This is a genomic window from Paraburkholderia sp. BGA-UO-ETr-F21 (assembly GCF_059567925.1).
In genome coordinates this window covers 79,047-92,516 of the sequence record NZ_JCAQOY010000014.1, presented here as the reverse complement: position 1 = coordinate 92,516, position 13,470 = coordinate 79,047, and the positions used below count along the sequence as shown (strand labels likewise).

Annotated in this window: 15 protein-coding genes and 1 riboswitch; of the genes, 2 read left to right on the top strand and 13 right to left on the bottom strand. The window is 64.4% G+C overall.

The window, feature by feature from the left end; all coding sequences use genetic code 11:
• Positions 1 to 80: 80 nt before the first annotated feature.
• The 13 genes from AC57B1_RS10545 to AC57B1_RS10485 form a co-directional block, all read right to left on the bottom strand.
• On the bottom strand, positions 81 to 320 hold the full coding sequence (locus tag AC57B1_RS10545; protein WP_006052280.1) for a BolA family protein: 240 nt from the start codon (positions 318 to 320) through the stop codon (positions 81 to 83).
• Positions 321 to 335: 15 nt separating this feature from the next.
• Positions 336 to 1,091: an ABC transporter permease gene (locus tag AC57B1_RS10540; protein ID WP_091798489.1), complete on the bottom strand. Its 756-nt coding sequence runs from the start codon at positions 1,089 to 1,091 to the stop codon at positions 336 to 338.
• A complete protein-coding gene (locus AC57B1_RS10535) occupies positions 1,088 to 2,020 on the bottom strand; it encodes an ABC transporter ATP-binding protein (RefSeq protein WP_091798486.1) in 933 nt (310 codons plus the stop codon). The genes AC57B1_RS10540 and AC57B1_RS10535 overlap by 4 nt, the downstream gene beginning before the upstream one ends.
• A gap of 172 nt (positions 2,021 to 2,192) precedes the next feature.
• Positions 2,193 to 2,486: an STAS domain-containing protein gene (locus tag AC57B1_RS10530; RefSeq protein WP_408185651.1), complete on the bottom strand. Its 294-nt coding sequence runs from the start codon at positions 2,484 to 2,486 to the stop codon at positions 2,193 to 2,195.
• Positions 2,483 to 3,115: an MlaC/ttg2D family ABC transporter substrate-binding protein gene (locus tag AC57B1_RS10525; protein WP_496417478.1), complete on the bottom strand. Its 633-nt coding sequence runs from the start codon at positions 3,113 to 3,115 to the stop codon at positions 2,483 to 2,485. The genes AC57B1_RS10530 and AC57B1_RS10525 overlap by 4 nt, the downstream gene beginning before the upstream one ends.
• 114 nt (positions 3,116 to 3,229) lie before the next feature.
• Complete coding sequence (locus tag AC57B1_RS10520; protein ID WP_408353093.1) at positions 3,230 to 4,273, bottom strand: MlaA family lipoprotein; 1,044 nt, start codon at positions 4,271 to 4,273, stop codon at positions 3,230 to 3,232.
• An 11-nt stretch (positions 4,274 to 4,284) separates the two neighbouring features.
• Positions 4,285 to 4,824: an outer membrane lipid asymmetry maintenance protein MlaD gene (gene mlaD, locus AC57B1_RS10515; RefSeq protein ID WP_408353095.1), complete on the bottom strand. Its 540-nt coding sequence runs from the start codon at positions 4,822 to 4,824 to the stop codon at positions 4,285 to 4,287.
• 90 nt (positions 4,825 to 4,914) lie between these two features.
• Entirely contained in the window at positions 4,915 to 5,682 is a 768-nt protein-coding gene (gene mlaE, locus AC57B1_RS10510; protein ID WP_408353097.1) for a lipid asymmetry maintenance ABC transporter permease subunit MlaE, read from the bottom strand.
• Positions 5,679 to 6,500: an ABC transporter ATP-binding protein gene (locus AC57B1_RS10505; RefSeq protein ID WP_091798466.1), complete on the bottom strand. Its 822-nt coding sequence runs from the start codon at positions 6,498 to 6,500 to the stop codon at positions 5,679 to 5,681. The genes mlaE and AC57B1_RS10505 overlap by 4 nt, the downstream gene beginning before the upstream one ends.
• Before the next feature lie 94 nt (positions 6,501 to 6,594).
• Entirely contained in the window at positions 6,595 to 7,698 is a 1,104-nt protein-coding gene (thiE, locus tag AC57B1_RS10500) for a thiamine phosphate synthase (RefSeq protein ID WP_496417477.1), read from the bottom strand.
• Complete coding sequence (locus AC57B1_RS10495; RefSeq protein WP_496417476.1) at positions 7,695 to 8,510, bottom strand: thiazole synthase; 816 nt, start codon at positions 8,508 to 8,510, stop codon at positions 7,695 to 7,697. The genes thiE and AC57B1_RS10495 overlap by 4 nt, the downstream gene beginning before the upstream one ends.
• Positions 8,511 to 8,556: 46 nt before the next feature.
• Positions 8,557 to 8,754, bottom strand: a complete 198-nt coding sequence (gene thiS / locus AC57B1_RS10490; RefSeq protein WP_091800983.1) for a sulfur carrier protein ThiS — start codon at positions 8,752 to 8,754, stop codon at positions 8,557 to 8,559.
• Positions 8,755 to 8,835: 81 nt separating this feature from the next.
• Positions 8,836 to 9,966: an FAD-dependent oxidoreductase gene (locus tag AC57B1_RS10485; RefSeq protein ID WP_496417475.1), complete on the bottom strand. Its 1,131-nt coding sequence runs from the start codon at positions 9,964 to 9,966 to the stop codon at positions 8,836 to 8,838.
• A 217-nt stretch (positions 9,967 to 10,183) separates the two neighbouring features.
• A riboswitch (TPP riboswitch) is annotated at positions 10,184 to 10,308 on the bottom strand.
• Between the two features lie 412 nt (positions 10,309 to 10,720).
• Between AC57B1_RS10485 and AC57B1_RS10480 the strand changes: the two genes are divergently transcribed.
• Both AC57B1_RS10480 and AC57B1_RS10475 read left to right on the top strand, forming a co-directional pair.
• On the top strand, positions 10,721 to 12,472 hold the full coding sequence (locus AC57B1_RS10480) for an ABC transporter ATP-binding protein/permease (protein ID WP_408353105.1): 1,752 nt from the start codon (positions 10,721 to 10,723) through the stop codon (positions 12,470 to 12,472).
• Entirely contained in the window at positions 12,469 to 13,278 is an 810-nt protein-coding gene (locus AC57B1_RS10475; RefSeq protein WP_496417474.1) for an SDR family NAD(P)-dependent oxidoreductase, read from the top strand. Before AC57B1_RS10480 ends, AC57B1_RS10475 begins: the two co-directional genes overlap by 4 nt.
• The last annotated feature ends 192 nt before the right edge of the window (positions 13,279 to 13,470 follow it).

The following is a 13,470-nucleotide window of genomic DNA, read 5'->3' as shown; positions in this document are numbered from 1 at the left end:
GCCGGGGCTGCTTTGACTGTGTTCGGCGCGCCGCTACCGGCGTCGCGCCCTTCTTGAGTAATTCGCACTAAATTTCCAGATTACGCGTTCTGCCATTCGGCGGGCGTCAGCGTCTTCATGCTGAGCGCGTGGATTTCTTCGCGCATGCGGTCGCCGAGCGCCGCGTACACGAGTTGATGGCGTTGAATCAGACGCTTGCCTTCGAAGCTCGGCGAAACGATGGTCGCAAAGAAATGCTGGCCGTCGCCTTCGACTTCGAGATGCTGGCAGGCGAGCCCAGCCGCGATGTATTGCTTGACCTGTTCGGGAGTCGGCAACATGAGAGAAGCTCCTGATCAGTGGCGCAGTTTGTAGCCGGAAGCGAGCATGCGCATCGCCACCACGGCCAGCACCACAAAGAAACCGGCGACGATCGCGAGGCTCACGAGCGGATTGATATCCGACATCCCGAAGAACCCGTAGCGAAAGCCGTCGATCATGTAGAAAAAGGGATTGAGCCGCGACACTTCACGCCACACCGGTGGCAGCGTGTGAGTCGAGTAGAACACGCCCGAGAGGAACGTGAGCGGCATGATCAGAAAGTTTTGAAACGCGGCGAGCTGGTCGAATTTGTCGGCCCAGATACCCGCGATCAAACCCAGCGTGCCGAGAATCGCCGCGCCGAAAATGGCGAACAGAATGATGAACAGCGGCGCGGTGAAGCTGACGGGCACGAACCAGATCGTCACGATGAACACGCCGAAACCCACGGCGAGACCGCGCACCACGGCCGCGAGCACATAGGCGCCGAACATCTCGTAGTGCGACAGAGGCGGCAGCAACACGAACACCAGGTTGCCCGTGATCTTCGACTGGATCAGCGAGGACGAGCTATTGGCAAATGCATTCTGCAGCACGCTCATCATCACGAGACCCGGAATCAGGAAACTCGTGTATTCGACGCCCGGATAGACCTGCACGTGACCGCGTAAGGCGTGGCCGAAAATCGTCAGATAGAGCAGCGCGGTAATGACCGGCGCCAGCACCGTCTGGAACGCCACCTTCCAGAACCGCAGGAGCTCTTTGTAAAACAGCGTACGGAAACCGCTCATGCAAGCCCCTCGATCACTTCCGGACCGTTCATTACCTGAACGAACACATCTTCGAGGTCGGCTTTGCGGACCTCGATTTCTTCGAATGTGCAGCCCGCCGTGCGGCACTGCGCGAGAATTTTTTCGACGTCGTCGTAGCTTGCAAGACGCAACAGATGCTGGCGGCCGTTGCCGTTGCCCGTGCCGCTCTCCACTTCGAGCGGACGCAGATCGGCCGGCAATACGCCTTGCGCGAACCGCAGGAACAGTTGCATGCCGGCAAAACGTTGCAGCAGCGTGCTGGTGCGCTCGAGCGCCACGACCTCGCCGCGACGCAGCATGGCGATGCGGTCGCACAGCGATTCGGCTTCTTCCAGATAGTGCGTGGTCAGCACGATAGTGTGGCCTTCGCGGTTCAGGCGCGAAATGAATTTCCACAGCGTTTGCCGCAATTCGACGTCGACGCCCGCGGTCGGCTCGTCGAGCACGATCACCGGCGGCCGGTGCACGAGCGCCTGCGCGACCAGCACGCGGCGCTTCATACCGCCCGACAGTGCGCGCATATTGGCGTCGGCTTTGTCGGTGAGGTCGAGATTGGCCATGATCTCGTCGATCCACGCGTCGTTGTTGCGCAGACCGTAGTAGCCGGACTGGATGCGCAAGGTTTCGCGCACCGTGAAGAACGGATCGAACACGAGCTCCTGCGGCACAACGCCGAGTGCGCGGCGCGCAGCGCGGAAATCGCTGACGACGTCGTGGCCACGCACGGCGATGCTGCCTTCATCGGCGCGCGCGAGCCCGGCGAGGATGCTGATGAGCGTTGTCTTGCCCGCGCCGTTCGGACCGAGCAGCCCGAAGAACTCGCCTTCTTCAACTGTAAGGCTGACGCCCTTGAGCGCCTGCAAGTCCTTGTAGCGCTTCTTGACGTTACGAATTTCTATGGCTGACATTGACTGTGGGCCGCGTGCGTCGCGGCGCCTAAAGGGGCCCCTGAGGGGGCGCACAAATGCTGGAAGAAACGGAATTGGGGCCGGTTATGAGCCCCAAAAAACGTTTGATTATAGGGCAAAAACCGGTGGCCCTATCTCAGGCGGGAGGTTTGGAAGTGACGCGCTCAGAGCGTCAATGTCGCGCCGATAAGAGGGTATCGACGCCGTAGGCTTGCGCGAGGCTGGCGAGACCAGCCGGCAGATTGACGATTTCGAACGCACCGCCGCGCGCCTGGGCGGCACGCTGCCACGCGAGGAGGACGGCCAGCGCGGACGAATCGAATTGCGCGAGCGGTGCGCAGTCCACGCCGTTCGCGCCCGCCGCGATACGTTGCAAACCCGCCGCGAGCGCGGCGTTCGCGCTCGCGTGGGTCAGCGTCGCGCCGCTCTCGAAGCGGTTGGCGACGGGGCTCAGCACTTCGCTCACGACTGCTTGCCCGCGGCGAGTTGCTGGTTGCGCTGCGTGAGGAACTGGATCAGCCCGTCCACGCCCTTCTGCTGGATCTGCTCATTGAACTGCTGCTGATACGCCTGGATCAGCCATGCGCCGAGCACATTGATGTCATACACGCGCCAGCCTTGCGGCGTCTTGTACAGACGGTAGTCGAGTTCGATCGGCGAGCCGTTGTTCATCACGACCGAGCGCACCACCGTGTCGGTGTCGTCCGGGTTCATGCGGAACGGCTTGTACTGGATCTGCTGATCGCGCACTTGGGCCAGCGCGCCCGAGTACGTACGGATCAGCAGCATCTTGAACTGCTCGACCACTGCGTTTTGCTGCTCCGGCGATGCGGTGCGCCAGTTGCGGCCCATCGCCAGCTGGGTGGTGCGACGGAAATCCGTGTACGGCAGGATCTTCTCGTTCACGAGTGTGGTGATGTGCGAAATGTCGCCTTGCTGGATCGACTTGTCGGCACGCACTGCATCGATCACCTGCTGGGTGACCGTTTTGATCATGCCGTCGGGGGAATTGGAGTCGACCGTTTGTGCCGAGACGCTGGCGCTGGCAAATGAGAACAGCGCGGCAAAAAACGGAATCAAGAACAATTTTTTCATATGGAGCCCTGCCTTAAAAATAGTGCAATCGTTGGAGCCGACATTAACACGCGAGTTCAGCCGCAATCCATGCGCAAACTGCGAGAGTCGTATCGATCTGTTACGGCTGCACGATCAACGCAATTTGAATGACGGAAAGTTGAAACGCGAGGGCGGAACCAGTTGGCCAGCCGGGATCTGCGTCGTTTCAGGGCCGCCGTTGAGGTCGAGCGGCGGCGATTCGACGCTGCCCGACGCGGCTTCCGGCGCTGCCGCCGTGCCCGATGCCGCCTGCGGCGGCGTTGCCGCGGTCGCCCCGGAAGCCGGCGCCGCCTTCGCGGCAGCAGCACCCGGCGTGCCTGCCGCGCCGGCCGTACCCGTCGCGGCGCCAGTCGGCGCACCCGCCGCGCTGCCGTCGACGTCGCCGTAGTTCGGCAGCGGCGCTTCGTCGCCGTAGTTCGGCAGTCCTTGCGCCTGCTTGTTGTCGGACAGCAGGTACTGACGGCGCTGCAGATACGCGTTGCGCACGAACGAATATTTGTCGAGCGCGGCGCCCTCAAGCACATCGCTCGCGCTCAGCAGATTAGCGCGCGTATTGACCACGTTCAGGCCGTACAGCGCCCAGCTCAGACCATCCGGATGAATGTAGCTGAGCGGGTTCACATAGTAATTGCCGATCGATCCGACCGCGTCGCGCACGGTGCTCGGCCCGAACAGCGGCAGCACGAGGTACGGGCCCGCCGGCACGCCGTAGTGACCGAGCGTCAAGCCGAGGTCGTTGTCGTGCTTGGGCAGCTTGGCAAGCGTCGCCACGTCGAACAGACCGCCCACACCGAAGACCGTGTTGATCACGATCCGCATGATGTCTTCGACACCGTCGGTGATCTTCAATTGCAGCAGGTTGTTCGCCGCAATGTAGACGTCGCCGATGTTCGAGAAGAAGTTCGTCACACTGTCGCGCACCGGCTGCGGGGTCGCCCACACGTAGCCCTTCGCGACCGGCTTGAGCGCGTACTGGTCGATCTTGTCGTTGACGGTGAACATGGTGCGGTTCAAGCCTTCGAGCGGGTCGCCTTTAGTCGGCGTCTGCACGGTCGTACAACCGGCGAGCAGCGTTGCAGCTAGCGCTAGCCTCGCGACCGGGAAAGCGCGCGCGGCCCTGATGCGTGTGATCTGCATTCTTGTTCTCCTTATTGAGCGCCCGCGGCGGACGCGGGCAGGCTCGGCGCCACGGGCGCGGGTGTGCTCGCGGCGGCGCCAGGCTTGGATGCACCCGAATCCGCAGCCTTGCTGTACAGGAACTGTCCGATGAGGTTTTCCAGCACGATCGCCGATTGCGTCATGGAGATGGTGTCGCCCGCCTTGAGCATCTCGCTGTCGCCGCCGGGTTCGAGCCCGATGTATTGTTCACCGAGCAGACCCGAGGTCAGGATCTTCGCCGACGTGTCTTTCGGAAACTGGTACTGCTTGTCCAGATCGATCGTGACGACGGCCTGGTACGCGTTGCTATCGAAACCGATCGAACCAACGCGGCCAACCGTCACGCCCGCGCTCTTCACGGGCGCGCGCGCCTTCAATCCGCCGATGTTGTCGAACTTGAGCTTCACCGGATAGGTTGCCTGGAACGACAACGAGCTCATGTTGCCGGCCTTCAGCGCCAGAAACAGCAACGCCACGAAACCCAACACCACGAACAGGCCGACCCAGAAGTCGAGAGCAGTCTTTTTCATCGTTATCCCAAAGTGAATCCGCCACGCCGTTGGCACTTCCGCCGCGCGCGTCGAATCACGCGCCGCCAGCTAAAAAAGTGCGGCGCAGCCTTAGCTGAACATCAATGCGGTCAGCAGAAAATCGAGGCCGAGCACCGCAAGTGACGCGTACACGACGGTCTTGGTCGTGGCGCGCGACACGCCTTCCGGCGTCGGCTTGGCTTCATAGCCTTGAAACAGCGCAACGAACGTCACCGCGAGGCCGAACACCACGCTTTTGACAACGCCGGCACCGACGTCGCGCCAGACATCGACGCCACCCTGCATCTGCGACCAGAACGCGCCGGCATCGACGCCGATCAGCAGAACGCCCACTACATAGCCACCGAGCACGCCGACCGCGCTGAAGATCGCGGCGAGGATCGGCATTGAAATGATGCCCGCCCACAGTCGCGGCGCGACCACGACCTTGACCGGGTCCACGGCCATCATTTCCATCGCGGTCAGCTGCTCGCCTGCCTTCATCAAGCCGATTTCGGCCGTGAGCGACGTGCCGGCGCGCCCCGCGAACAGCAGCGCCGTGACTACCGGGCCGAGTTCACGCACGAGCGACAGCGCGACCAGCAACCCGAGCGCTTCCTCGGAGCCGTACCGGTTCAGCGTGTAATAGCCCTGAAGACCGAGCACGAAGCCGACGAACAGGCCCGACACGGCAATGATCACCAGCGAATAATTACCCACGAAGTGGATCTGCTTCGTGACAAGACGTGGACGGCGCAACAACGGGAAAAATTCGAGCAGCAGCCGGAAAAAGAAACGCGTGGCGTAGCCGGCCGTGCCCAGCCCGTCGAGCACCGAGCGGCCGATCATACTGATCATGGCTGACCTCCGCCGATACCGAAGTCCGCCGCGAGCGGCGTCTTGCTGGGATAGTGAAATTTGAAGGGACCGTCCGGCGCGCCGTCGATGAACTGGCGCACGGTGGGATCGGTCGACTCCCGCAGTTCAGCGGGCGTGCCTTCGGCGTGAACCCCGCCATTGGCGAGAAAGTAGACGTAATCGGCGATCGCGAACGATTCCGGCACGTCGTGCGTGACGAGGATCGACGTGGCGCCGAGCGCCTGATTCAGCGCGCGAATCAGGTTCGCGGTGATGCCAAGCGAGATCGGATCGAGACCGGCGAACGGCTCGTCGTACATCATCAGTTCGGGATCGAGCGCGATGGCGCGCGCCAGTGCCACGCGCCGCGCCATGCCGCCCGAGATCTCCGACGGCAGCAGGTCGCGCGCGCCGCGCAAGCCGACCGCGTTCAGCTTCATCAGCACCAGATCGCGGATCAGTTCTTCGGGAAGGTCGGTGTGCTCACGCAGCGCGAAAGCGACGTTGTCGAACACGGACATGTCGGTGAAGAGGGCGCCGAACTGGAACAGCATGCCCATCTTGCGCCGCAACGCGTAGAGGCCGTCGCGCGTTTGCCGGCCGACGTCCTGGCCGTGGAACAGGATTTCGCCGCGCTGCGCGCGCACGAGACCGCCAATCAGGCGCAGCACCGTGGTCTTGCCGCAGCCCGAACCGCCCATGACCGCGACCACCTGGCCGCGCTTGAAGCGCAGATTCAGGTTCGACAGGACGAGCCGGTCGCCGTAACCGAAGTCGACGTCGCGCAACTCGAGTAATGTCTCGGGGGAGGAAGACACGAAACTGACAGTCCTTTTACACGGAAGGCGAATTATAGGGCCACCGTGCAAAAGTTGCCGTGACGCTGCCCTGACCCTTAACCAATTCTCACGATTATTGCGTAAACGCTTGTTGCAGTGCAGAAACGGCCGCCGCCGGATCGGCCGCTTCCGTTACCGCGCGCACCACGGCCGCGCAGCCGACGCCTGTCGCCAGCACGTCGGGCAGCACCTGCAGGTCGATGCCGCCGATCGCCACCAGCGGCACGACGCCGTCGAGCAGTCGCACGTAGCGGGCCAAACGCCGCAGGCCTTGCGGCTCGGTCGGCATGACCTTGGTGGTGGTTGGAAACACCGCGCCCAGTGCAATGTAGCTTGGCCGGAAATGCAGCGCTTTCAGAATTTCGTAGAAACCGTGGGTCGACAGGCCGAGACGCACGCCGCCCGCCGCGAGCGCGGCGAGGTCAGCTGTATGCACGTCTTCCTGACCGAGGTGGACGCCGTACGCGCCGGCTTCGAGCGCGGCCTGCCAGTGGTCGTTGATGAAGACCTGAGCGTCGTACTGGCGGCCAACGGCCACGCAGCGAGCGATTTCGCGCATCAATTCGTCGGCGGGTTCGGCGGATTTGCGGCGCAGTTGCACTGTCTTCACGCCAAAGCCCACTACCCGTTCGACCCATTCAGCGGTCGGCAGCACCGGATACAGGCCGAGCCGCTCGGGACAGCGTGCAAAAGCCTGCGGCGGCGCCTCGGGCAAGCCGGCCAGACGCGGAAAGTGGGCGATATCGGCGGGAAAAGCGTCGTCGGCACGGGTTTCGTCGCCGTCGCGCCAGGCCAGCGCCAGGACCAGCGCGTCATGCGGATCGAAACCGCAGTCGAGGAAAGCCGCCAGCGCGGGAATCCAGTCTTCCGCCAGATGGCCTTCCAGGCGGTATTTTTCACCGCCCAGATGCAGCGTGGCCTTTTCCTCGGCGGCTTCGATCACGCCAGCGCCGTGCACCAGCCAGCGCGCCATCTGTTCGCCGTGCTGCTGCGCGTCGGCAATCAAAATCAGGTCGCCGCCGTTTAGTTGCTCCGGCGCGGTCAGACAGATGCGCCACTGCGCATGCGTCGGCGGCCAGTCGCCCAGCCGGGCGCGAATGCGCTCAGCGGCTTCAGTGAGTTCGTCGGCGGGCGGCCAGAAGAGGTCGCGATCCTTCAATGTCAAAGTCTGCGTCATGCGGCGCTCCCGTCTTGATGCCAGAACGGCATGCCGACCACCGGCGTGCTCGCGTGCGCGCTTTCGCGCGCGGCCATCGGCCCCGCCAGAAAAGCCTGGCGGCCCGCTTCAACGCCCAGCGCGAAGGCGCGCGCCATGGCGTCGGGGTGCGTGGCCTGTGAGACGGCGGTGTTCAGCAGCACGCCGTCGAAGCCCCATTCCATGACCTGCGCCGCATGCGAAGGCACGCCGAGTCCGGCGTCGACGATCAGCGGCACGTCCGGCAGCCGCTCGCGCAACACGCGCAGGCCGTACGGATTGATCACGCCCTTGCCGGTGCCGATCGGCGCGCCCCACGGCATCAGCGCTTCACAGCCGGCGTCCAGCAGACGGCGGCCGATCACGAGATCTTCCGTGCAGTACGGCAGCACCTTGAAGCCGTCCTTGACCAGTTGCGCGGCCGCTTCGATCAGGCCGACAGGGTCGGGCTGCAACGTATAGTCGTCGCCGATCAGTTCGAGCTTGATCCACTCGGTTTCGAAAATTTCGCGCGCCATATGCGCGGTCGTCACCGCCTCGCCGACGGTCAGGCAACCGGCCGTATTTGGCAGCAGCGGTACGCCGTGGCGCTTGAGGAGGTCGAAGAAGCCCGCTTCCGCGCCGCCTGCGTTCATTTGCCGGCGCAGCGCGACGGTCACCATGCCGGGGCGCGCCGCGTCGATGGAATCGGACAGCGATTGCAGCGACGGATAGCGCGAGGTGCCGAGCAGCACACGGCTCGCGAAGGTCTGGCCGTAGAGCGTGAGCGCGTCGGCAGTTTGGGAGGAGGTCATTTGCATAATCCTTGGTTTCCTGCAATCGGGCATCCCGGCGAGGCGCTCAGCCGCCGGCCACGGGTTGCACGACATCGAGCTTGTCGCCCGCCTGCAGCGCGCGCGCCGCATGCTGGGTGCGCGCCACGAAATCGCCGTTCAGCGCGACCGCGAACGGCGGACGTGCGCCGTACACGGCGAGCGCGTCGGCGACAGTCGCGCCTTCGGGTAGCGACAACGGCTTCTGATTGATATGAATGTCCATGGTGTTCGAATACGGTTCAATCGATGGCGAAAGCGGCATGGTATGCGGCGCTCGTTTGGGTGTGGACCACTTGCGCAACGCTCATGCCGGCTCCCGCGCGGCGTCCAGTTGAAAGACCTCGCTCCAGCGCGCATCGCGCTGCCAGTCGGCGAAAGCATCGGCGTCGACGATGCGGCCGTCGAGCAGCGCCGCGGCGAAGCGCACGGCTTCGTCGGCGACTTCGGGCACGATCATGTAGCCGTGCCGGTACAGGCCGTTCACGCGCAGCGTCTGCGCGCCATCCCACAGCAAGGCCGGACGGTGGTCCGGCAAAGTTGGGCGGCACTGCGAATTCAGTTCGAGGATGCGTGCCTCGCCGAAGCCGGGATGCACGGAAAACGCCGCGCTCAGCAGTTCGAGGGCCGAGCGCACGCTGACCGGCGACATGTCCTCGCCTTCCACTTCGGTGGCGCCGATCACGTAGAGATCGTCCTGCTTCGGCGCGATATAGAGCGGATAGCGCGGATGCAGCAGCCGCACCGGCCGCGTCAGCTTGATACCGGGCGCATGCACGCGCGCGACTTCGCCGCGAATGCCGCGCAGAGTGGGCAGCACGGGTTTCGCGCCGAGGCCGCGGCAGTCGATCGTGACGCGGGCGGGCGGCAGAGCGTGATCGTCGACCGCCGTATTCCAGTGCGTTTCGACGCCACGTTGCGCGAGGCCCGCAGCCAGCGCGCTCAGCACCTGACGGTTATCCAGCTGGCCTTCATGTGGCAACAGCCAGCCCTGATTGAAACGGCCCGCCAACGCGGGCTCGGCGGCGCCGAGTTGCGCGCCCGACAGCGTGACGAAACCGCCGTCCAGCAATTCAGCCGGCGCATTGGAGCGCACGCGGCGCTCGAACAGCGGTGCCTCGGTGCGGTCGGCGTGATGCCAGACGACCAGCGTGCCATTGCGCTGAAAGAACACCGGCTCGGGCAACTCGGCAAGCACTTGCGGCCATGTATCGAGCGAACTCGCGCCAAGGCGCGTGATGAGCAGCTCGGCACTCGCGGCTTCCGCGAGCGGCGCAAGCATGGCCGCGGCGACCCACGCTGCGGCTTGCGAACCGGCGGCATCGCCTCGCTCATACAGCGCCACGCGATGCCCCTCACCGGCGAGACGCCACGCGACCAGCCGCCCGCACAGGCCACCGCCGAGAACGGCGAAATCGGGTTGCGCAGAACGCGTCATCGTGCGCACTCCCATTCAGGATGGCAAGCAAAGGCAAAGCGGCACGGCGCACCAGCGGCGTGACGAAGAGCAAAACACATATCTGAAGAATAGGCGGTCATCGAGTCCTTTCCGTACGGCCAACAAAACGCACGTACCCAGGACGAAACCGGCGGGTGAGGCCGGCCGGGCAATGCGCGTTCCAATGACTAACGCCGCCCGGCGGGGAATGGAAGACTGGCTGCTTCCGGAAACTTCCCGCGCCGGTATTACCCGGATCGGGTGCAAAGGGTCTCTCTCAGCCTCGCCGCCGCAGCATGAAAACCATGCCGCCTGTGGCGCGAAGCACCCCTGTTTCGTCGAAGTCCATTAGACCATAAAAGACGCGCCCCTCGCAAACCAGCGCCCCGCCGCGCCGCACGCGGTTTGATCCGGCACCATCTTTCGCTTAATCAATACGGCCTGGGGCGGTGCTCTGGCACAATGCCAGCACAGATGCCGCACGAACGCGGCGCGGCCGGCGCACCAGACGGCCACGCCGCGTTCGCGCGGTATCGGGGCGAGGTCTCGCGGCGCAACTTAATTTTCGCTTAAGGGCTTCGCGCCAGAATCGGACGCTCACCCGCGCGTGCGTTCGTCGAGCACGACGCCCGGGCCTGTACCGCAAACCCGCCGCAGGGCAGCCCGCAGACGGACCTGCCCCGCTGGGTCAGCCCCACATGGGTCAGCCCCAATGGGCCAGCCCCTAATGGGCCAGCACTACTTCAGGATGCTCATGACACCGAATACCACTGCCAGCCCCGCGCTGCCGCCCGACGAAAAAGTCTCCGCCTGGAGCCTGATCAAACCCTACTGGGTTTCCGAAGAACGAAAAACGGCATGGGGCCTGCTCATCGCGATCATCGTGATGAATCTGCTCGTAGTGTGGATCAACGTGCGCCTGAATCGCTGGAGCGCCGACTTCTACAACGCGCTGCAAACCAAGAACGTGCACGACTTCCCGCACCTTCTGATGGTGTTCTCGGCGCTCGCGTTCGGCTTCATCATCCTCGCGGTGTACGGCCGTTACCTGCGCCAGATGCTCGGCTTTCGCTGGCGCCAGTGGCTGACCACGCGCTACCTGAACGAGTGGTTGAATGACAGCGCGTTCTACCGGATCGAACGCGACCGCCTCGCCGACAACCCCGACCAGCGGATCAGCGACGATCTGCAATCGTTCGCCACCAGCACCCTTTCACTCACGCTCGACCTGCTCTCCACGGTCGTCACGCTGGTGTCGTTCATCACGATCCTGTGGTCGCTTGCCGGCGCGCTGACCATTTCGCTCGGCGGCATGCCGATCGAGATCCCCGGCTATATGGTGTGGGCCGCGGCACTCTACGCCGTGGTCGGTTCGCTGATCATCCAGAAGGTCGGCCATCCGCTCGTGCCGATCAACTACCAGGCGCAGAAAGTCGAGGCGGATTTCCGTTTCGGCCTGATCCGTCTGCGTGAAAACGCCGAGCAGATCGCCTTCTACAACGGTATGGAAACCGAGAAGAAGAACGCACACTCGCTGTTCGGCCGCATCCGCGACAACTGGTGGCAGGTGATGAAGTACACCAAGCGCCTCACGTTCGTGCTGAGCTTCTACGGCCAGATCGCGATCATCTTTCCGCTGGTGGTCGCCGCGCCCCGCTACTTCGCCGGCGCCTTCACGTTCGGTGTGCTGATGCAGATTTCCAGCGCATTCGGCACCGTCAGCGACTCGTTCTCGTGGTTCATCAACAGTTACGGCACCTTGGTCGAATGGCGCGCCACCGTGAACCGGTTGCGTGAATTCAAGCGCGTCGTGCACGCACCGCGGCTGAAGGAATCGGTCTCGCCGGCAACCGCGCACGGCGGCATCAATCTGCATTTCGTCGACGAAGACCAGCTCTCCACCGAGGGCCTCAAACTCGCCCTGCCTAACGGCAACCCGCTGTCGCGCATTCGCGATGTGGCGATCCGGCCGGGCTCGCGCTGGCTGGTGCGCGGCCCGTCGGGTTCAGGCAAGAGCACGCTGATGCGCGCCCTCGCCGGCCTGTGGCCGTTCGGCGACGGCTCGATCGACGCCCCGGTCAACGCGCGCATCATGTTCATCCCGCAGGTCAGCTATATGCCGATCGGCACCCTCAAGGCGGCGCTCGCCTACCCCTCCTCCGTGGACACCTACACCGACGACGAATGCCGCGAAGCGCTCGTCGTCTGCCACCTGTCGGAATACGCGGACCGTCTGCAGGAATCGGGACACTGGACCCGCATTCTGTCGCCGGGCGAACAACAGCGCCTCGCCGCCGCGCGCGTGCTGCTGCACAAGCCGGACTATCTGTTCCTCGACGAAGCGACCAGCGCGCTCGACGCGGACAACGAGGCGCGCCTGTATCGCCTGTTCACGGAACGGCTGCCGAAGGCGGCGATTGTCAGTGTCGCGCATCGCGAGTCGCTCGCTGCGTTCCATGACGAGACGCTCGAGGTCGAGCGCTCGGACGAAGCGATCGCCGCATGAGCGTCATAAGCGCCATCGCCGACCTGAACGACGCGGGCAGCGCCGGATTCGAGCGTGTCGTGCTGATCACCGGCGCCGGCTCCGGCATTGGCGCCGCACTGGCCCGGCGCATCGCCGCGCCGCGCTCGGCCCTGATGCTGCACGCACGCGGCGCCGATCACGAAGCGCGCCTACGACTCGCGCAAGTCGCCGCCGATTGCAGCGCAAACGGCGCACGCTGCGCGACGGTGTTCGGCGATCTAGCCGAACGCGGCGCCGCGGAACACGTGATCCATCAAACGCTGGCGAACTTCGGCGCGCTCGATCAACTGGTCGCCAACGCCGGACACGCGCAGCGCCAAACGCTGAATGCGCTCGATGCCGACGCGTTGAGCGCAGCCTTCGCGGCCATGCCGGCCGCGTTCGCGGCGCTCGTCAAACGTGCGACACCCGCGCTGGAAACGTCGAAGCGCGGCCGCGTGGTCGCGCTCAGCTCGTTCGTCGCGCACCGCTACCGCGTGGACACGCCGTTTGCCGCAACGGCCGCCGCGAAAGCGGCGCTCGAATCGCTGGCGAAAACCGCGGCTGCGGAACTCGCGCCGCACGGCGTGACAGTCAATTGCGTGGCGCCCGGCTATACCCGTAAAGATCGCGGACCGAGTGCCGATAATGCGTCGGTGTGGACTCGCGCCGCCGAAGCGACGCCGCTCGGCCATGTCGCCGAGCCCACGGATATCGCCGCGCTGATCGCATTCCTGCTCTCCGACGAAGCGCGCCACATCACCGGCCAGGTGATCCACGTCGACGGCGGCCTGACGCTCGGCTGAGCGACGCACTGCACTCCACGCCGCCCAACGCAACGCAACGCGGCGCAACATTCCGAAACACGCGAGAAGAGTTCGAAAGCATTTGCGAAGCGGGCAAGCTGTTCCGCGCTTTGAAAATGCCCTCCGGCGGCGACGATAGTCGTGCGGGCCGTACCACGTCCTGCCCCACGTCATTCACCGCTACTGGATTCC